This is a genomic window from Streptomyces vilmorinianum (genome assembly GCF_005517195.1).
GTDB classification, from domain to species: domain Bacteria; phylum Actinomycetota; class Actinomycetes; order Streptomycetales; family Streptomycetaceae; genus Streptomyces; species Streptomyces vilmorinianum.
Genome location: NZ_CP040244.1, coordinates 6,818,849 through 6,835,110, shown reverse-complemented (window position 1 = coordinate 6,835,110; position 16,262 = coordinate 6,818,849). Strand labels below are relative to the sequence as shown.

Annotated in this window: 28 protein-coding genes; 27 read left to right on the top strand and 1 reads right to left on the bottom strand. The window is 66.5% G+C overall.

Annotated features, from left to right (window positions below):
* Positions 1-35: 35 nt before the first annotated feature.
* The 27 genes from rplB to truA all read left to right on the top strand — a co-directional run bounded on the left by rplB (position 36) and on the right by truA (position 15,350).
* Entirely contained in the window at positions 36-872 is an 837-nt protein-coding gene (gene rplB, locus FDM97_RS31685) for a 50S ribosomal protein L2 (RefSeq protein ID WP_137993935.1), read from the top strand.
* Positions 873-884: 12 nt separating this feature from the next.
* Positions 885-1,166 (top strand): 30S ribosomal protein S19, encoded by a 282-nt coding sequence (gene rpsS / locus FDM97_RS31680; RefSeq protein ID WP_019888752.1) that lies wholly within the window; start codon positions 885-887, stop codon positions 1,164-1,166.
* 42 nt (positions 1,167-1,208) lie between these two features.
* On the top strand, positions 1,209-1,556 hold the full coding sequence (gene rplV, locus FDM97_RS31675) for a 50S ribosomal protein L22 (protein WP_030208989.1): 348 nt from the start codon (positions 1,209-1,211) through the stop codon (positions 1,554-1,556).
* Positions 1,556-2,389, top strand: coding sequence for a 30S ribosomal protein S3 (gene rpsC / locus FDM97_RS31670; protein ID WP_137993934.1), 834 nt, complete (start codon positions 1,556-1,558; stop codon positions 2,387-2,389). The genes rplV and rpsC overlap by 1 nt, the downstream gene beginning before the upstream one ends.
* A gap of 5 nt (positions 2,390-2,394) precedes the next feature.
* On the top strand, positions 2,395-2,814 hold the full coding sequence (gene rplP, locus FDM97_RS31665; RefSeq protein ID WP_015035580.1) for a 50S ribosomal protein L16: 420 nt from the start codon (positions 2,395-2,397) through the stop codon (positions 2,812-2,814).
* On the top strand, positions 2,814-3,038 hold the full coding sequence (gene rpmC, locus FDM97_RS31660) for a 50S ribosomal protein L29 (protein ID WP_028797851.1): 225 nt from the start codon (positions 2,814-2,816) through the stop codon (positions 3,036-3,038). Before rplP ends, rpmC begins: the two co-directional genes overlap by 1 nt.
* Positions 3,038-3,319, top strand: a complete 282-nt coding sequence (gene rpsQ / locus FDM97_RS31655) for a 30S ribosomal protein S17 (RefSeq protein WP_137993933.1) — start codon at positions 3,038-3,040, stop codon at positions 3,317-3,319. Before rpmC ends, rpsQ begins: the two co-directional genes overlap by 1 nt.
* A gap of 101 nt (positions 3,320-3,420) precedes the next feature.
* Positions 3,421-3,789, top strand: a complete 369-nt coding sequence (gene rplN / locus FDM97_RS31650) for a 50S ribosomal protein L14 (RefSeq protein WP_003956455.1) — start codon at positions 3,421-3,423, stop codon at positions 3,787-3,789.
* A 2-nt stretch (positions 3,790-3,791) separates the two neighbouring features.
* Positions 3,792-4,103 carry a 50S ribosomal protein L24 gene (rplX, locus tag FDM97_RS31645; RefSeq protein ID WP_137993932.1) on the top strand — a complete coding sequence of 104 codons (312 nt, stop codon included), beginning with the start codon at positions 3,792-3,794 and terminating at the stop codon, positions 4,101-4,103.
* Positions 4,103-4,660: a 50S ribosomal protein L5 gene (rplE, locus tag FDM97_RS31640; RefSeq protein ID WP_137993931.1), complete on the top strand. Its 558-nt coding sequence runs from the start codon at positions 4,103-4,105 to the stop codon at positions 4,658-4,660. Before rplX ends, rplE begins: the two co-directional genes overlap by 1 nt.
* A gap of 5 nt (positions 4,661-4,665) precedes the next feature.
* Positions 4,666-4,851: a type Z 30S ribosomal protein S14 gene (locus FDM97_RS31635; RefSeq protein ID WP_003956452.1), complete on the top strand. Its 186-nt coding sequence runs from the start codon at positions 4,666-4,668 to the stop codon at positions 4,849-4,851.
* A gap of 206 nt (positions 4,852-5,057) precedes the next feature.
* Positions 5,058-5,456: a 30S ribosomal protein S8 gene (gene rpsH / locus FDM97_RS31625; protein ID WP_006347222.1), complete on the top strand. Its 399-nt coding sequence runs from the start codon at positions 5,058-5,060 to the stop codon at positions 5,454-5,456.
* Positions 5,457-5,477: 21 nt separating this feature from the next.
* Positions 5,478-6,017 carry a 50S ribosomal protein L6 gene (rplF, locus tag FDM97_RS31620; RefSeq protein WP_137993930.1) on the top strand — a complete coding sequence of 180 codons (540 nt, stop codon included), beginning with the start codon at positions 5,478-5,480 and terminating at the stop codon, positions 6,015-6,017.
* Between the two features lie 3 nt (positions 6,018-6,020).
* Positions 6,021-6,404, top strand: a complete 384-nt coding sequence (gene rplR / locus FDM97_RS31615) for a 50S ribosomal protein L18 (protein WP_137993929.1) — start codon at positions 6,021-6,023, stop codon at positions 6,402-6,404.
* Positions 6,405-6,447: 43 nt separating this feature from the next.
* Positions 6,448-7,053: a 30S ribosomal protein S5 gene (gene rpsE / locus FDM97_RS31610; RefSeq protein WP_030201551.1), complete on the top strand. Its 606-nt coding sequence runs from the start codon at positions 6,448-6,450 to the stop codon at positions 7,051-7,053.
* Positions 7,053-7,235: a 50S ribosomal protein L30 gene (rpmD, locus tag FDM97_RS31605; protein ID WP_005313525.1), complete on the top strand. Its 183-nt coding sequence runs from the start codon at positions 7,053-7,055 to the stop codon at positions 7,233-7,235. Before rpsE ends, rpmD begins: the two co-directional genes overlap by 1 nt.
* 1 nt (position 7,236) lies before the next feature.
* Positions 7,237-7,692, top strand: coding sequence for a 50S ribosomal protein L15 (rplO, locus tag FDM97_RS31600; RefSeq protein ID WP_137993928.1), 456 nt, complete (start codon positions 7,237-7,239; stop codon positions 7,690-7,692).
* Positions 7,693-7,904: 212 nt separating this feature from the next.
* Positions 7,905-9,224: a preprotein translocase subunit SecY gene (gene secY, locus FDM97_RS31595; RefSeq protein WP_137993927.1), complete on the top strand. Its 1,320-nt coding sequence runs from the start codon at positions 7,905-7,907 to the stop codon at positions 9,222-9,224.
* Positions 9,224-9,871 carry an adenylate kinase gene (locus tag FDM97_RS31590; protein ID WP_137993926.1) on the top strand — a complete coding sequence of 216 codons (648 nt, stop codon included), beginning with the start codon at positions 9,224-9,226 and terminating at the stop codon, positions 9,869-9,871. The genes secY and FDM97_RS31590 overlap by 1 nt, the downstream gene beginning before the upstream one ends.
* A 96-nt stretch (positions 9,872-9,967) precedes the next feature.
* On the top strand, positions 9,968-10,804 hold the full coding sequence (map, locus tag FDM97_RS31585; protein WP_137993925.1) for a type I methionyl aminopeptidase: 837 nt from the start codon (positions 9,968-9,970) through the stop codon (positions 10,802-10,804).
* A gap of 199 nt (positions 10,805-11,003) precedes the next feature.
* Complete coding sequence (infA, locus tag FDM97_RS31580; RefSeq protein WP_003956442.1) at positions 11,004-11,225, top strand: translation initiation factor IF-1; 222 nt, start codon at positions 11,004-11,006, stop codon at positions 11,223-11,225.
* Between the two features lie 62 nt (positions 11,226-11,287).
* Positions 11,288-11,401 carry a 50S ribosomal protein L36 gene (gene rpmJ / locus FDM97_RS31575; protein ID WP_003956441.1) on the top strand — a complete coding sequence of 38 codons (114 nt, stop codon included), beginning with the start codon at positions 11,288-11,290 and terminating at the stop codon, positions 11,399-11,401.
* Positions 11,402-11,587: 186 nt separating this feature from the next.
* Positions 11,588-11,968 carry a 30S ribosomal protein S13 gene (rpsM, locus tag FDM97_RS31570; protein ID WP_007265919.1) on the top strand — a complete coding sequence of 127 codons (381 nt, stop codon included), beginning with the start codon at positions 11,588-11,590 and terminating at the stop codon, positions 11,966-11,968.
* 66 nt (positions 11,969-12,034) lie between these two features.
* Complete coding sequence (rpsK, locus tag FDM97_RS31565; RefSeq protein ID WP_003956432.1) at positions 12,035-12,439, top strand: 30S ribosomal protein S11; 405 nt, start codon at positions 12,035-12,037, stop codon at positions 12,437-12,439.
* A gap of 250 nt (positions 12,440-12,689) precedes the next feature.
* The gene (locus tag FDM97_RS31560) at positions 12,690-13,712 is read left to right on the top strand and encodes a DNA-directed RNA polymerase subunit alpha (RefSeq protein WP_003966937.1); all 1,023 of its coding nucleotides are present in this window, start codon (positions 12,690-12,692) and stop codon (positions 13,710-13,712) included.
* A gap of 198 nt (positions 13,713-13,910) precedes the next feature.
* A complete protein-coding gene (rplQ, locus tag FDM97_RS31555) occupies positions 13,911-14,405 on the top strand; it encodes a 50S ribosomal protein L17 (protein WP_137993924.1) in 495 nt (164 codons plus the stop codon).
* Positions 14,406-14,492: 87 nt separating this feature from the next.
* Positions 14,493-15,350, top strand: coding sequence for a tRNA pseudouridine(38-40) synthase TruA (truA, locus tag FDM97_RS31550; RefSeq protein ID WP_137993923.1), 858 nt, complete (start codon positions 14,493-14,495; stop codon positions 15,348-15,350).
* Here truA and FDM97_RS31545 read toward each other — a convergent pair.
* On the bottom strand, positions 15,321-16,262 hold the full coding sequence (locus FDM97_RS31545) for a hypothetical protein (protein WP_137993922.1): 942 nt from the start codon (positions 16,260-16,262) through the stop codon (positions 15,321-15,323). The genes truA and FDM97_RS31545 overlap by 30 nt on opposite strands.

Sequence of the window (16,262 nt, the reverse complement as noted above, 5' to 3'; positions counted from 1 at the left end):
GTCTGGATCGTCCGGAATCGGACGAGGACTGAGAAATGGGAATCCGCAAGTACAAGCCGACTACGCCGGGCCGCCGTGGCTCCTCCGTAGCCGACTTCGTCGAGATCACGCGGTCCACGCCGGAGAAGTCGCTGGTCCGCCCGCTGCACAGCAAGGGTGGCCGTAACAACACCGGTCGTGTGACCGTCCGTCACCAGGGCGGTGGCCACAAGCGCGCCTACCGCGTGATCGACTTCCGTCGTCACGACAAGGACGGCGTGCCGGCCAAGGTCGCTCACATCGAGTACGACCCGAACCGCACCGCTCGCATCGCGCTGCTCCACTACGCGGACGGCGAGAAGCGCTACATCATCGCCCCGCGCGGTCTCGCGCAGGGTGACCGGGTTGAGAACGGCCCTGGCGCCGACATCAAGCCCGGCAACAACCTGGCCCTCCGCAACATCCCGGTCGGTACCACGATCCACGCGATCGAGCTCCGTCCCGGCGGTGGCGCCAAGTTCGCCCGTTCCGCGGGTGCCTCCGTGCAGCTGCTGGCGAAGGAGGGCACGATGGCCCACCTTCGTATGCCGTCCGGTGAGATCCGTCTCGTCGACGCCCGCTGCCGCGCCACCATTGGTGAGGTCGGCAACGCCGAGCAGTCGAACATCAACTGGGGCAAGGCCGGCCGCAAGCGCTGGCTGGGCGTTCGCCCGACCGTTCGCGGTGTGGCGATGAACCCGGTCGACCACCCGCACGGTGGTGGTGAGGGCAAGACCTCCGGTGGTCGCCACCCGGTCTCCCCGTGGGGTCAGAAGGAGGGTCGTACTCGTTCGCCGAAGAAGGCTTCGAACAAGTACATCGTCCGCCGCCGCAAGACGAACAAGAAGCGCTAGGAGCGGGTTTAGATGCCGCGCAGTCTCAAGAAGGGGCCCTTCGTCGACGACCACCTCGTAAAGAAGGTGGACGCCCAGAACGAAGCCGGCACCAAGAACGTCATCAAGACCTGGTCCCGTCGCTCGATGATCATCCCGGCCATGCTCGGCCACACGATCGCGGTGCACAACGGCAAGACCCACATTCCGGTGTTTGTCACCGAGTCGATGGTCGGCCACAAGCTCGGCGAGTTCTCGCCGACGCGCACCTTCCGGGGTCACGTGAAGGACGACCGGAAGTCGAAGCGCCGCTAGTAGCGGGGTGGAATGACCATGACAGACACTGGAAGGACAACCATGGAAGCCAGGGCCCAGGCGCGGTACATCCGCGTCACGCCCATGAAGGCCCGCCGAGTGGTGGACCTTATCCGTGGCATGGACGCCACGGAGGCTCAGGCGGTCCTGCGTTTCGCCCCGCAGGCCGCGAGCGTGCCGGTCGGCAAGGTGCTGGACAGCGCCATTGCCAACGCCGCGCACAACTACGACCACAGTGACGCCTCTTCGCTGTACATCAGCGAGGCGTACGTGGATGAGGGCCCGACCCTGAAGCGGTTCCGTCCGCGTGCTCAGGGCCGTGCCTACCGGATCCGTAAGCGGACCAGCCACATCACCGTGGTCGTCAGCAGCAAGGAAGGAACCCGGTAATGGGCCAGAAGGTTAACCCGCATGGGTTCCGGCTCGGCATCACCACGGACTTCAAGTCCCGCTGGTACGCCGACAAGCTGTACAAGGACTACGTCAAGGAAGACGTCGCCATCCGTCGGATGATGACGTCCGGCATGGAGCGCGCCGGCATCTCGAAGGTTGAGATCGAGCGCACCCGTGACCGCGTGCGGGTGGACATCCACACCGCGCGTCCCGGCATCGTCATCGGCCGCCGTGGCGCCGAGGCCGACCGCATCCGCGGCGACCTCGAGAAGCTCACGGGCAAGCAGGTCCAGCTGAACATCCTCGAGGTCAAGAACCCCGAGGTCGACGCTCAGCTCGTGGCCCAGGCCGTTGCCGAGCAGCTGTCCTCCCGCGTCTCCTTCCGTCGGGCCATGCGTAAGAGCATGCAGTCCGCCATGAAGGCCGGCGCCAAGGGCATCAAGATCCAGTGTGGCGGCCGCCTCGGCGGTGCGGAGATGTCGCGCTCGGAGTTCTACCGCGAGGGTCGTGTGCCGCTGCACACGCTGCGCGCGAACGTCGAGTACGGCTTCTTCGAGGCCAAGACCACCTTCGGCCGCATCGGCGTGAAGGTCTGGATCTACAAGGGCGACGTCAAGAACATCGCCGAGGTTCGCGCCGAGAACGCCGCTGCCCGCGCCGGCAACCGTCCGGCTCGTGGCGGCGCTGACCGCCCGGCCGGCCGCGGTGGCCGTGGTGGCGAGCGTGGCGGTCGCGGCCGCAAGCCGCAGCAGTCGGCTCCCGCCGCCGAGGCCCCCAAGGCCGAGGCTGCTGCCGCTGCTCCGGCTGAGAGCACCGGAACGGAGGCCTGACCGAAATGCTGATCCCCCGTAGGGTCAAGCACCGCAAGCAGCACCACCCGAAGCGCAGCGGTATGTCCAAGGGTGGTACGCAGGTTGCGTTCGGCGAGTACGGCATTCAGGCCCTCACTCCGGCGTACGTGACCAACCGCCAGATCGAGGCGGCTCGTATCGCCATGACCCGCCACATCAAGCGTGGCGGCAAGGTCTGGATCAACATCTACCCGGACCGTCCGCTGACCAAGAAGCCTGCCGAGACCCGCATGGGTTCCGGTAAGGGTTCGCCGGAGTGGTGGATCGCGAACGTCAAGCCCGGTCGGGTGATGTTCGAGCTGTCCTACCCGAACGAGAAGATCGCGCGCGAGGCCCTGACCCGTGCGGCCCACAAGCTGCCGATGAAGTGCAAGATCGTCAAGCGCGAAGCAGGTGAGCTGTGATGACCGCCGGTACCAAGGCGTCCGAGCTGCGCGAGCTGGGCAACGAGGAGCTTGTCGCCAAGCTCCGCGAGGCCAAGGAAGAGCTGTTCAACCTCCGCTTCCAGGCGGCGACGGGCCAGCTCGAGAACCACGGGCGGCTCAAGTCCGTCCGTAAGGACATCGCGCGGATCTACACCCTGATGCGTGAGCGCGAGCTGGGCATCGAGACGGTGGAGAGCGCCTGATGAGCGAGAGCAACGTGACTGAGAAGACCGAGCGCAACGCCCGCAAGGTCCGTGAGGGCCTGGTCGTCAGCGACAAGATGGACAAGACCGTCGTCGTCGCCGTCGAGGACCGCGTCAAGCACGCGCTGTACGGCAAGGTCATCCGCCGTACGAACAAGCTCAAGGCTCACGACGAGCAGAACGCTGCCGGCGTCGGCGACCGCGTCCTCCTGATGGAGACCCGGAAGCTGTCCGCCACGAAGCACTGGCGCGTCGTCGAGATCCTCGAGAAGGCCAAGTAATCACCTGAGGGGTTTCCCTCAGGTTCGTTCCGCCAGGCTCGGCGAGGGGTTCCGGTGACGGACCCCCTCGCCGGGAACCGGCAGACAATCAGGAGATAGACGTGATCCAGCAGGAGTCGCGACTTCGCGTCGCCGACAACACTGGTGCCAAGGAGATCCTTTGCATCCGTGTTCTCGGTGGCTCGGGTCGCCGCTACGCGGGCATCGGTGACGTCATCGTCGCCACCGTCAAGGACGCGATCCCCGGTGGCAACGTGAAGAAGGGTGACGTCGTCAAGGCGGTCATCGTTCGCACCGTCAAGGAGCGCCGCCGCCAGGACGGCTCGTACATCCGCTTCGACGAGAACGCCGCTGTCATTCTCAAGAACGACGGCGACCCTCGCGGCACCCGTATCTTCGGCCCCGTGGGCCGTGAGCTGCGCGAGAAGAAGTTCATGAAGATCATCTCGCTCGCGCCGGAGGTGCTGTAAGCATGAAGATCAAGAAGGGCGACCTGGTCCAGGTCATCACCGGTAAGGACAAGGGCAAGCAGGGCAAGGTCATCGCGGCCTTCCCCCGCGAGGACCGTGTCCTGGTCGAGGGTGTCAACCGGGTCAAGAAGCACACCAAGGCCGGCCCCTCGCAGGCCGGTGGCATCGTCACGACCGAGGCCCCTGTCCACGTGAGCAACGTTCAGCTCGTCGTGGAGAAGGACGGCAAGAAGGTCGTCACGCGCGTCGGTTACCGCTTCGACGACGAGGGCAACAAGATCCGCGTTGCCAAGCGGACGGGTGAGGACATCTGATGGCTACCACCACCACTCCGCGTCTCAAGACGAAGTACCGCGAGGAGATCGCGGGCAAGCTGCGTGAGGAGTTCTCCTACGAGAACGTCATGCAGATCCCCGGCCTCGTCAAGATCGTGGTCAACATGGGTGTGGGCGACGCCGCCCGCGACTCCAAGCTGATCGAGGGCGCCATCCGCGACCTCACCACGATCACCGGTCAGAAGCCGGCCGTCACCAAGGCCCGCAAGTCCATCGCGCAGTTCAAGCTGCGTGAGGGACAGCCGATCGGTGCCCACGTCACCCTCCGTGGCGACCGCATGTGGGAGTTCCTGGACCGCACCCTGTCGCTCGCGCTTCCGCGCATCCGCGACTTCCGTGGTCTGTCCCCCAAGCAGTTCGACGGGCGTGGCAACTACACCTTCGGTCTCACGGAGCAGGTCATGTTCCACGAGATCGACCAGGACAAGATCGACCGTGTCCGGGGTATGGACATCACCGTGGTCACCACGGCGACCAACGACGACGAGGGCCGTGCCCTTCTGCGTCACCTCGGCTTCCCGTTCAAGGAGGCGTAAGCGAGATGGCGAAGAAGGCTCTCATCGCGAAGGCTGCCCGCAAGCCCAAGTTCGGTGTGCGTGCGTACACCCGCTGCCAGCGCTGCGGTCGCCCTCACTCCGTGTACCGCAAGTTCGGCCTGTGCCGCGTGTGCCTTCGTGAGATGGCTCACCGTGGCGAGCTGCCGGGCGTGACCAAGAGCTCCTGGTAATCCCTTAGTTGGGATGACCGGAGTCTCTCGGTAAGCATTGGGTTGGCGGAGGCCCATCCCTCCATGGCTTAGGCTAGGAGGGTTGGGCGTCCGCCGCCCGTACGACTTACTACGCCGTAGGTCCCCGCGCCGCACCCGTCCCGCCCCTGTGTGGGGAGAGGGATGGCGCACTGGAAACCCCGGCGAGAGAGGCCGAAGGCCAATTCATGACCATGACTGATCCGATCGCGGACATGCTGACCCGTCTGCGTAACGCGAACTCGGCATACCACGACTCTGTGACGATGCCGCACAGCAAGATCAAGTCTCACATCGCGGAAATCCTCCAGCAGGAGGGCTTCATCACGGGCTGGAAGGTCGAGGACGCCGAGGTCGGCAAGAACCTCGTCCTCGAGCTCAAGTTCGGTCCGAACCGTGAGCGCTCCATCGCGGGCATCAAGCGGATCTCGAAGCCGGGCCTCCGGGTTTACGCGAAGTCCACCAACCTGCCGAAGGTCCTCGGCGGCCTGGGCGTGGCGATCATCTCCACGTCCCACGGTCTCCTGACCGGCCAGCAGGCGCAGAAGAAGGGCGTGGGTGGGGAAGTCCTCGCCTACGTCTGGTAGTCGGGAACGGAGGAATAGCTAATGTCGCGTATTGGCAAGCTCCCCATCACGGTTCCCGCCGGCGTGGACGTCACCATCGAGGGCCGCACGGTCACGGTGAAGGGTTCCAAGGGCACCCTGAGCCACACCGTCGCCGCGCCGATCGAGATCGTTAAGGGCGAGGACGGCGTTCTGAACGTCACCCGTCCGAACGACGAGCGTCAGAACAAGGCCCTGCACGGCCTGTCCCGCACGCTGGTGGCCAACATGATCACCGGTGTGACCCAGGGGTACGTGAAGGCGCTCGAGATCAGCGGTGTCGGTTACCGCGTTGCCGCGAAGGGCTCCAACCTGGAGTTCCAGCTCGGCTACAGCCACCCGATCCTGGTGGAGGCCCCCGAGGGCATCTCCTTCAAGGTCGAGTCGCCGACCAAGTTCTCGGTCGAGGGCATCGACAAGCAGAAGGTCGGCGAGGTCGCCGCGAACATCCGCAAGCTTCGCAAGCCCGACCCCTACAAGGCCAAGGGCGTGAAGTACGCGGGTGAGGTCATCCGCCGCAAGGTCGGAAAGGCTGGTAAGTAAGCCATGGCATACGGCGTGAAGATTGCCAAGGGCAAGGCCTACAAGGGCGCTGCTCTGAAGCGTCGCCACATCCGGATCCGCAAGAAGATCGCGGGTACGACCGAGCGTCCGCGCCTGGTCGTCACGCGTTCCAACCGCGGCATCACCGCTCAGGTGATCGACGACCTCGCGGGCCACACGCTCGCGTCGGCGTCGACCCTGGACTCGTCCATCCGCGGCGGCGAAGGCGACAAGTCGGCGAAGGCGAAGCAGGTCGGCCAGCTCGTGGCCGAGCGTGCCAAGGCTGCCGGCATCGAGGCTGTCGTGTTCGACCGTGGCGGCAACAGGTACGCCGGGCGCATCGCCGCCCTGGCGGACGCCGCCCGCGAAGCCGGCCTGAAGTTCTGAGCCGGTTCCGTAGCTCAGCGGATAACGAAGAGAGGTAATTCCAATGGCTGGACCCCAGCGCCGCGGAAGCGGTGCCGGTGGCGGCGAGCGGCGGGACCGGAAGGGCCGTGACGGCGGCGCAGCTGCCGCCGAGAAGACCGCTTACGTTGAGCGCGTTGTCGCGATCAACCGTGTCGCCAAGGTTGTGAAGGGTGGTCGTCGCTTCAGCTTCACCGCGCTGGTCGTGGTGGGCGACGGTGACGGCACCGTGGGTGTCGGTTACGGCAAGGCCAAGGAGGTGCCGGCCGCCATCGCCAAGGGTGTTGAGGAGGCCAAGAAGCACTTCTTCAAGGTCCCCCGTATCCAGGGCACCATCCCGCACCCGATCCAGGGTGAGAAGGCCGCGGGCGTCGTCCTGCTCAAGCCGGCTTCCCCCGGTACCGGCGTTATCGCCGGTGGCCCGGTGCGTGCCGTGCTCGAGTGCGCCGGCGTTCACGACATCCTGTCGAAGTCGCTCGGCTCCGACAACGCGATCAACATCGTGCACGCGACCGTGGAGGCCCTGAAGGGCCTGCAGCGTCCCGAGGAGATCGCGGCTCGCCGTGGTCTGCCCCTCGAGGACGTCGCCCCCGCGGCTCTGCTTCGTGCTCGTGCGGGAGCGGGTGCGTAATGGCTCGCCTCAAGATCACGCAGACGAAGTCGTACATCGGCAGCAAGCAGAACCACCGCGACACCCTGCGTTCGCTCGGGCTCAAGCGCCTGAACGACGTGGTCGTCAAGGAGGACCGCCCCGAGTTCCGCGGAATGGTGCACACCGTCCGCCACCTCGTGACGGTCGAGGAGGTCGACTGACATGGCGGAGAACAACCCGCTGAAGGTCCACAACCTCCGTCCCGCCCCGGGCGCCAAGACCGCCAAGACCCGTGTGGGTCGTGGTGAGGCGTCGAAGGGTAAGACGGCCGGTCGTGGTACGAAGGGTACGAAGGCCCGTTACCAGGTTCCGGAGCGCTTCGAGGGTGGCCAGATGCCCCTCCACATGCGTCTTCCGAAGCTGAAGGGCTTCAAGAACCCCTTCCGCACCGAGTACCAGGTCGTGAACCTGGACAAGCTGGCCGCGCTCTACCCGCAGGGTGGCGAGGTCACGGTGGCCGATCTGGTCGCCAAGGGTGCGGTTCGTAAGAACCAGCTCGTCAAGGTGCTCGGCACCGGCGAGGTCTCCGTGGCGCTGCAGGTGACGGTCGACGCCGTCTCCGGCTCCGCCAAGGAGAAGATCGCCGCCGCCGGCGGCACCGTCACCGAGCTCGTCTGAGACGACTCGATGGCCTGAACATCCGACCGGGGATGCCTCCCAAAAGGGGCATCCCCGGTTGGTCGTTCCTAGGGGGGCATGGTCGCCGGTAAGGTGGCGTGCACGTCTATGCTCCGTGCGGTATGCCCGCACGGTTCTCATGACCGGTAACTATTCGTCGAACCTCAAGACCGTCACCTCTGACGCATAGCGCGGGGGTCGCAGGAGGCACCGTGCTCACCGCGTTCGCCCGGGCGTTCAAGACGCCCGACCTGCGCAAGAAGCTGCTCTTCACGCTCGGCATCATCGTGCTGTACCGGCTCGGGGCACACATCCCCGTCCCCGGTGTCAGTTACAAGGCCGTCCAGCAGTGTGTGGACCAGGCAAGCCAGGGCAACAATTCCCTGTTCGGCCTGGTGAACATGTTCAGCGGCGGGGCGCTGCTGCAGATCACCATCTTCGCGCTCGGCATCATGCCGTACATCACGGCGAGCATCATCCTTCAGCTGCTGACTGTCGTGATCCCGCGCCTGGAAGCCCTCAAGAAGGAAGGGCAGTCGGGCACGGCCAAGATCACGCAGTACACGCGTTATCTGACGATCGCCCTCGCCATCCTTCAGGGCACCGGTCTGGTCGCCACGGCCCGTACGGGTGCGCTCTTCAGTGGCTGCACGGTGGCCAACCAGGTCGTCCCCGACCAGTCGATCTTCGTGACCGCCACCATGGTCATCACCATGACCGCCGGTACCGCCGTCGTCATGTGGCTCGGTGAGCTCATCACCGACCGCGGCATCGGCAACGGCATGTCGATCCTGATGTTCATCTCGATCGCGGCCGGCTTCCCGGGCGCCCTGTGGGCCATCAAGGAGAGCGGCAACCTGGCCCAGGGTTGGATCGAGTTCGGCACGGTCATCCTGATCGGCTTCGTGATGGTCGGCCTCGTCGTCTTCGTCGAGCAGGCCCAGCGCCGGATTCCGGTGCAGTACGCGAAGCGGATGATCGGCCGCAGGTCGTACGGCGGTACGTCCACTTATATCCCGCTCAAGGTGAACCAGGCAGGTGTGATTCCTGTCATCTTCGCCTCGTCGCTGCTCTACATCCCGGCCTTGATCGCCCAGTTCTCGAACTCCACCGCAGGGTGGAAGACCTGGATCGAAGCCCACTTCGTCAAGGGTGACCACCCCTACTACATCGCTACGTACTTCCTCCTGATCGTGTTCTTCGCCTTCTTCTACGTGGCGATCTCGTTCAACCCCGAGGAAGTCGCGGACAACATGAAGAAGTATGGTGGCTTCATCCCGGGTATCCGGGCTGGTCGACCTACTGCCGAGTATCTGAGCTACGTGCTCAACCGGATCACTTGGCCGGGCTCGCTGTATCTGGGTCTGATCGCTCTTGTGCCGACGATGGCGTTGGCAGGCTTCGGTGGCGCCAATGCCAACTTCCCGTTCGGCGGGACGAGCATCCTCATCATCGTGGGTGTGGGGCTGGAGACCGTGAAGCAGATCGAGAGCCAGCTCCAGCAGCGCAATTACGAAGGGTTCCTCCGCTGATGCGAATCGTCCTCGTCGGACCGCCCGGTGCGGGCAAGGGAACGCAGGCCGCGTTCCTTGCCAAGAACCTGGACATTCCGCACATCTCCACGGGTGATCTGTTCCGTGCCAACATTTCGCAGGGCACGGAGCTGGGCATGAAGGCCAAGGCGTACATGGACGCCGGCGACCTCGTGCCCGACGAGGTGACCATCGGGATGGCCAAGGACCGCATGGAGCAGCCGGACGCCGTGAACGGCTTCCTGCTCGACGGATTCCCGCGGAACGTGGCCCAGGCCGAGGCGCTGGATGTGGTCCTCAAGGCCGAGGACATGCAGCTGGACGCGGTCCTGGACCTGGAGGTCCCCGAGGACGAGGTCGTGAAGCGGATCGCAGGTCGCCGCACCTGCCGCAACGACAGTGCGCACGTGTTCCACGTGATGTACAACATGCCGAAGACCGAGGGCGTCTGCGACGTCTGCGGCGGCGAGCTGTACCAGCGCCCGGACGACTCCGAGGAGACCGTCCGCAAGCGCCTGGAGGTCTACCACACGCAGACCGAGCCGATCATCGACTACTACCGGGCACAGAACCTGGTCGTGACGATCTCGGCGCTCGGCAAGGTGGACGAGGTCACCGCGAAGGCGATGGCCGCGCTCAAGAAGTAACCCTGGTTCGTCCGATACGGCCGCGGTGCCCCTCAGGGGCGCCGCGGCCGTATCGTTGTTCTGTTCCCCGTACTCCAAGGAAAGGCCGCGGCCACGATGGTGCAGATCAAGACCCCCGAGCAGATCGCGAAGATGCGCGAGGCGGGGCTGGTCGTCGCGGCCATCCACGCGGCGACCCGTGAGGCGGCCGTGCCGGGCGCCACGACGAAGGACCTGGACGAGGTCGCGCGGAAGGTCATCGCGGACCACGGGGCGAAGTCGAACTTCCTGGGGTACGGCGGTTTCCCCGCGACGATCTGCACCTCGGTCAACGAGGTCGTCGTCCACGGCATCCCGGACGAGAAGACCGTCCTCAAGGACGGCGACATCATCTCCATCGACGCCGGCGCGATCGTCGACGGCTGGCACGGTGACGCGGCCTACACGGCGTTCGTGGGCACCGGGCACGCTCCGGAGCTCGTCGAGCTCTCGCGGGTGACCGAGGAGTCGATGTGGGCCGGCATCGCCGCGATGCGCAACGGCAACCGGCTGGTGGACATCTCGCGCGCGATCGAGACGTACATCCGCCGCCAGCCGAAGCCGGGCGGCGGCAAGTACGGCATCGTCGAGGACTACGGCGGCCACGGCATCGGCACCGAGATGCACATGGACCCGCACCTGCTGAACTACGTCTCGCGCAAGCGCGGCAAGGGTCCGAAGCTGGTCCCCGGCTTCTGCCTGGCGATCGAGCCGATGGTCTCGCTCGGCACGCCCCACACGGAGGTCCTGTCGGACGACTGGACGGTCATCACGACCGACGGCACCTGGTCCTCGCACTGGGAGCACTCGGTGGCGCTGACGGAGGAGGGCCCGCTGGTCCTGACCTCGCCGGACGGCGGCAAGGCGAAGCTGGCGGAGCTGGGTGTGACCGCGGCGCCGGACCCCCTGGCGTAGCGGGGTCGTACTGCGGCGTGGCTCCTTGCGTAAGGCCCGCCGCGGTAGCGGCTGATTAGACACAGCCTGAGGTGGGCATTCTTCCTGGATTCGTCTTTTCCAGGGGCCTGACGTAGACTGATGCGTCGGCTCTCGTGTACCCGTGTGCCCGCATACGGGATCGAGAGTCGATCAAGGTAGCCGATTCGAAAGGCGAAGCGTGGCCAAGAAGCAAGGTGCCATCGAAATCGAGGGCACCGTGATCGAGTCCCTCCCGAACGCCATGTTCAAGGTGGAGCTCCAGAACGGTCACAAGGTCCTCGCGCACATCTCCGGCAAGATGCGGATGCACTACATCCGAATCCTTCCGGACGACCGGGTCGTTGTGGAGCTCTCTCCGTACGACCTGACGCGTGGCCGGATCGTCTACCGCTACAAGTAGATCTTGCCCGCACCCCGCCTCCGCGCGCGGGTGGTGGCACTGACCCGGAGAACCTCACCCACATGAAGGTCAAGCCGAGCGTCAAGAAGATCTGCGACAAGTGCAAGGTGATCCGCCGCCACGGTCGGGTCATGGTCATCTGCGACAACCTGCGCCACAAGCAGCGCCAGGGCTGACGCACGCCGACCGACCTGCATTTCGCAGTTCTTCGCGCGACGCAAGCAATACGTACATACGCAAGGCCCGCCCAGCCCGCAAGGGTCGGCGGCACCTCCGGCGGGGGCCGGAGACCCGGTTCGTACCTCATACGGCCTGCCGGGAGCGGCCTTGCGGAAGACCCCCGAACACACAGGAGCCATTGAATGGCACGCGTTTCCGGTGTTGACATCCCGCGCGAAAAGCGTGTGGAGATCGCACTCACCTACGTCTTCGGTATCGGGCGCACCCGGTCCAAGGAGATCCTCGCCTCCACCGGCGTGAACCCGAACACCCGCGTTCGTGACCTGGCCGAAGAGGACCTCGTCAAGATCCGCGAGTACGTGGACGCCAACCTCCGTACCGAGGGTGACCTCCGCCGCGAGATCCAGGGCGACATCCGCCGCAAGATCGAGATCCAGTGCTACCAGGGCATCCGCCACCGTCGCGGCCTGCCGGTCCACGGTCAGCGCACCAGCACGAACGCCCGTACCCGCAAGGGCCCGCGTCGCGCCATCGCCGGTAAGAAGAAGCCGGGCAAGAAGTAGTCCTCAGCGGACGCTTGACCACACGGTCTTCGCTGTAGGACCGACCACCTCCCGTAGGAGATATAGATGCCCCCCAAGGGTCGTCAGGGTGCCGCCAAGAAGGTGCGCCGCAAGGAAAAGAAGAACGTCGCTCACGGCCACGCGCACATCAAGAGCACGTTCAACAACACGATCGTCTCGATCACGGACCCCTCGGGCAACGTGATCTCCTGGGCCTCCGCCGGCCACGTCGGCTTCAAGGGCTCGCGCAAGTCGACCCCGTTCGCCGCGCAGATGGCCGCCGAGTCGGCCGCTCGCCGCGCGCAGGAGCACGGCATGCGCAAGGTTGACGTCTTCGTCAAGGGTCCGGGCTCCGGCCGCGAGACCGCGATCCGCTCCCTCCAGGCCACGGGCCTCGAGGTCGGTTCGATCCAGGACGTCACCCCCACGCCGCACAACGGCTGCCGTCCGCCGAAGCGCCGCCGCGTCTGACGCACGGCCTTGGCCACGGCGGCTGCCTGCTGGGGGTCCGGGGGTTATCCCCCGGGAATTCGCAGCACGGCTGCCGTCCGCCGAAGCGCCGCCGCGTCTGACGCACCGCGTCTGACGCACGGCGACCGGTCACGGTTGTTCTGAGGGATGGGCGGTACGGCTCTTCGGAGCGGTGCCGCCCGTACCCTTGCAGTAAGCAGTACCTGTCGGACGTCAAATAGTGGGCGTCCACAACCGAAGGATTCACACCATGCTGATCGCTCAGCGCCCCTCGCTGACCGAAGAGGTCGTCGACGAATTCCGCTCGCGGTTCGTCATCGAGCCCCTGGAGCCGGGCTTCGGCTACACGCTCGGCAACAGCCTCCGTCGTACGCTCCTCTCCTCGATCCCGGGTGCGGCTGTCACGTCCATCCGTATCGACGGTGTCCTGCACGAGTTCACCACCGTGCCGGGCGTCAAGGAGGACGTCACCGACCTCATCCTGAACATCAAGCAGCTGGTCGTCTCCTCGGAGCACGACGAGCCGGTCGTGATGTACCTGCGCAAGCAGGGTCCCGGCCTGGTCACCGCTGCCGACATCGCCCCGCCGGCCGGAGTCGAGGTGCACAACCCCGACCTGGTGCTCGCCACGCTCAACGGCAAGGGCAAGCTGGAGATGGAGCTGACCGTCGAGCGCGGTCGCGGCTACGTCTCCGCCGTGCAGAACAAGCAGGTGGGCCAGGAGATCGGCCGTATCCCGGTCGACTCCATCTACTCCCCGGTGCTCAAGGTCACGTACAAGGTCGAGGCGACCCGTGTCGAGCAGCGCACCGACTTCGACAAGCTGATCGTCGACGTCGAGACCAAGCAGGCCATGCGCCCGCGTGACGCCATGGCGTCCGCCGGCAAGACCCTGGTCGAGCTGTTCGGTCTGGCGCGCGAGCTCAACATCGACGCCGAGGGCATCGACATGGGCCCGTCCCCCACGGACGCCGCCCTCGCCGCCGACCTGGCGCTGCCGATCGAGGAGCTCGAGCTCACCGTTCGTTCGTACAACTGCCTCAAGCGTGAGGGCATCCACTCCGTGGGTGAGCTCGTGGCGCGCTCCGAGGCCGACCTGCTCGACATCCGCAACTTCGGTGCGAAGTCGATCGACGAGGTCAAGGCGAAGCTGGCCGGCATGGGCCTGGCCCTCAAGGACAGCCCGCCCGGATTCGACCCGACCGCCGCCGCCGACGCCTTCGGCGCCGACGACGACGCGGACGCCGGGTTCGTCGAGACCGAGCAGTACTAAGAGCTCGGGCCATACGGTCCGTACCCGGGTGCGGGTGCGCTGTGCTTGATCGCGCCCCCGCGACGGAGTCGCGTATCGACACCGCCCCGCGCCCCTTCCAGGCCCCTGACGGGGCCTGGATCTCCGACGGGTAACCGCCCGCTCGGACACTGACATCGGTACCTCATACGGCCGGTGCAGATCACAAGGAGAAACACCATGCCGCGTCCCGCCAAGGGTGCCCGCCTCGGTGGCAGCGCCGCTCACGAGCGTCTGCTGCTCGCCAACCTGGCGAAGTCCCTCTTCGAGCACGGCCGCATCACCACGACCGAGGCCAAGGCCCGCCGCCTGCGTCCGGTCGCCGAGCGCCTGATCACCAAGGCGAAGAAGGGCGACATCCACAACCGTCGCCTGGTGCTGCAGACGATCACGGACAAGGGCGTCGTCCACACGCTCTTCACCGAGATCGCCCCGCGCTACTCCGAGCGCCCGGGTGGCTACACCCGTATCACCAAGATCGGCAACCGTCGTGGCGACAACGCCCCGATGGCCGTGATCGAGCTGGTCGAGGGCGAGATCGCCAAGAAGGCGACCGTCGCCGAGGCCGAGGCCGCCACCAAGCGTGCGGTCAAGGAGGCTGACGAGGCCAAGGTCGAGGAGACCAAGGTCGAGGACGCCGCCGAGGCTCCGGCGGAGGAGTCGAAGGACGCGTAAGCGTTCCGACGTTTCTCGTGTGCGGGCCCGTACCCCCAGGGGTGCGGGCCCGCTCCCGTGTTCTGAGGCTTTGAGAGGATTTACCGCGTGAGCGACGACGTGCAGCCCGGTTTCGTACGGATCCGGCTCGACCTTTCGTACGACGGCAAGGACTTCTCCGGCTGGGCCAAGCAGGCCCGCGGGCAGCGGACCGTCCAGGGTGACATCGAGGACGCCCTGAAGACCGTGACCCGGTCCAAGGAGACGTACGAGCTGACCGTCGCCGGCCGCACCGACGCCGGTGTGCACGCCCGTGGACAGGTCGCGCACGTCGATCTGCCCGTCGAGCTGTGGGCCGAGCACCGCGACAAGCTGCTCAGGCGGCTCGCAGGGCGGCTCGCGCACGATGTGCGGGTCTGGCGCCTGACCGAGGCCCCCAGTGGCTTCAACGCCCGTTTCTCGGCCATCTGGCGCCGTTACGCCTACCGCGTCACCGACAACCCCGGCGGCGTCGACCCGCTGCTGCGCGGGCATGTCCTGTGGCACGACTGGGCCCTCGACATGGACGCCATGAACGCCGCCGCCGAGCGCCTGGTGGGCGAGCACGACTTCGCCGCGTACTGCAAGAAGCGCGAGGGCGCGACCACCATCCGTACGCTCCAGGAGCTGCGCTGGGAGCGGCGGCCCGGCGGCGTCCTCGAAGCGACCGTGAAGGCGGACGCCTTCTGCCACAACATGGTCCGCTCGCTGGTCGGCGCGCTGCTGTTCGTGGGCGACGGGCACCGGCCGGTCGACTGGCCGGCGAAGGTCCTGGCCGCGGGCGTACGGGACTCCGCCGTGCATGTCGTACGGCCGCACGGGCTCACCCTCGAAGAGGTCGGCTACCCGGCCGACGAGCTCCTGGCCGCCCGCAACCGGGAGGCCAGGAACAAGCGGTCACTCCCCGGGAGCGCCGGCTGCTGCTGAGGCCTGGGTGCGGCCCCGGGCGTAGATCTGGTTGAAGGCGAAGGTACCCAGGTCGTCGCTGGCCTGGAAGACGCCCTTGTCGGCCGTGGTCACCTTCTTGCCGTTGGTGAAGCCGGCCTGGGTGAAGTAGGCGTACCGGCCGATCGAGTTCGCGCGCCGCAGGCAGACCGTGGCGTGGCAGAAGTCGCCGACGCCGGCGCCGGTCAGCGGGGCGATGCCGCCGCTGGCCTGGTTCTTCGCCTTCAGCGCCTCCGCCTCGGTGGAGAAGACGGCCACGCCGACGGTGATGGCGACCCCGTCCTTCACGTACGTGGCGCGGATCACGCGGTCGCAGCCGTTCTTCTGCAGGACCGAGCCGAGGGCGCCCTGGGTGACGCTCGCGCACGCGGTGGTGGAGGAGGTCGCGCCCTTCGTGTAGACGCGGCCGCTCATGGTGAGCTTCTTGCCCGGGAAGAGGCCCTCGGCGCTCAGCGGGGCCTTGTCCTTCTTCTCGTTCGAGATGAAGTCCTTGGGGTTGGGCGGGGGAGGCGGCGCCACGGAGGAGAACGACGGTCCCGGCGTGGGGGAGCCGGTGGGGGAGGCGGAGTCGGTGGGGGTGACCGTGTCGTTCTTCCCGTTCGTGGTGGTGTTGTTGCTGTTCACCACCGCGGTGGCGACGATCGCGCCGACCGCGAGGGTCGCGAGCACGCCGCCGCCGATCATCAGCCAGCGCTTACGGCGCCGGCCGGCCGCGGACGCGTCGGCGAGGGCGCCCCAGTCGGGTGTGTGCGTCCCCTCCGCGCCCGGGAACGGGCCGGGCTGCTGATACGCCGGCTGCTGTCCGTACGGCTGCTGTCCGTACGGCTGCTGTCCGTATGGCTGCTGACCCGGCTGCTGCGGCTCCTGTGGCCACTGCGGTCCCCCAAAGCTCAT

Excerpts from the sequence above, each read along its gene's own strand:
- rplB (WP_137993935.1), top strand. The coding sequence starts at position 36 with ATGGGAATCCGCAAGTACAAGCCGACTACGCCGGGCCGCCGTGGCTCC.
- rpsS (WP_019888752.1), top strand. The coding sequence starts at position 885 with ATGCCGCGCAGTCTCAAGAAGGGGCCCTTCGTCGACGACCACCTCGTA.
- rplV (WP_030208989.1), top strand. The coding sequence starts at position 1,209 with ATGGAAGCCAGGGCCCAGGCGCGGTACATCCGCGTCACGCCCATGAAG.
- rpsC (WP_137993934.1), top strand. The coding sequence starts at position 1,556 with ATGGGCCAGAAGGTTAACCCGCATGGGTTCCGGCTCGGCATCACCACG.
- rplP (WP_015035580.1), top strand. The coding sequence starts at position 2,395 with ATGCTGATCCCCCGTAGGGTCAAGCACCGCAAGCAGCACCACCCGAAG.
- rpmC (WP_028797851.1), top strand. The coding sequence starts at position 2,814 with ATGACCGCCGGTACCAAGGCGTCCGAGCTGCGCGAGCTGGGCAACGAG.
- rpsQ (WP_137993933.1), top strand. The coding sequence starts at position 3,038 with ATGAGCGAGAGCAACGTGACTGAGAAGACCGAGCGCAACGCCCGCAAG.
- rplX (WP_137993932.1), top strand. The coding sequence starts at position 3,792 with ATGAAGATCAAGAAGGGCGACCTGGTCCAGGTCATCACCGGTAAGGAC.
- rplE (WP_137993931.1), top strand. The coding sequence starts at position 4,103 with ATGGCTACCACCACCACTCCGCGTCTCAAGACGAAGTACCGCGAGGAG.
- FDM97_RS31635 (WP_003956452.1), top strand. The coding sequence starts at position 4,666 with ATGGCGAAGAAGGCTCTCATCGCGAAGGCTGCCCGCAAGCCCAAGTTC.
- rpsH (WP_006347222.1), top strand. The coding sequence starts at position 5,058 with ATGACCATGACTGATCCGATCGCGGACATGCTGACCCGTCTGCGTAAC.
- rplF (WP_137993930.1), top strand. The coding sequence starts at position 5,478 with ATGTCGCGTATTGGCAAGCTCCCCATCACGGTTCCCGCCGGCGTGGAC.
- rplR (WP_137993929.1), top strand. The coding sequence starts at position 6,021 with ATGGCATACGGCGTGAAGATTGCCAAGGGCAAGGCCTACAAGGGCGCT.
- rpsE (WP_030201551.1), top strand. The coding sequence starts at position 6,448 with ATGGCTGGACCCCAGCGCCGCGGAAGCGGTGCCGGTGGCGGCGAGCGG.
- rpmD (WP_005313525.1), top strand. The coding sequence starts at position 7,053 with ATGGCTCGCCTCAAGATCACGCAGACGAAGTCGTACATCGGCAGCAAG.
- rplO (WP_137993928.1), top strand. The coding sequence starts at position 7,237 with ATGGCGGAGAACAACCCGCTGAAGGTCCACAACCTCCGTCCCGCCCCG.
- FDM97_RS31590 (WP_137993926.1), top strand. The coding sequence starts at position 9,224 with ATGCGAATCGTCCTCGTCGGACCGCCCGGTGCGGGCAAGGGAACGCAG.
- map (WP_137993925.1), top strand. The coding sequence starts at position 9,968 with ATGGTGCAGATCAAGACCCCCGAGCAGATCGCGAAGATGCGCGAGGCG.
- rpmJ (WP_003956441.1), top strand. The coding sequence starts at position 11,288 with ATGAAGGTCAAGCCGAGCGTCAAGAAGATCTGCGACAAGTGCAAGGTG.
- rpsM (WP_007265919.1), top strand. The coding sequence starts at position 11,588 with ATGGCACGCGTTTCCGGTGTTGACATCCCGCGCGAAAAGCGTGTGGAG.
- rpsK (WP_003956432.1), top strand. The coding sequence starts at position 12,035 with ATGCCCCCCAAGGGTCGTCAGGGTGCCGCCAAGAAGGTGCGCCGCAAG.
- FDM97_RS31560 (WP_003966937.1), top strand. The coding sequence starts at position 12,690 with ATGCTGATCGCTCAGCGCCCCTCGCTGACCGAAGAGGTCGTCGACGAA.
- rplQ (WP_137993924.1), top strand. The coding sequence starts at position 13,911 with ATGCCGCGTCCCGCCAAGGGTGCCCGCCTCGGTGGCAGCGCCGCTCAC.
- FDM97_RS31545 (WP_137993922.1), bottom strand. The coding sequence starts at position 16,262 with ATGAGCTTTGGGGGACCGCAGTGGCCACAGGAGCCGCAGCAGCCGGGT.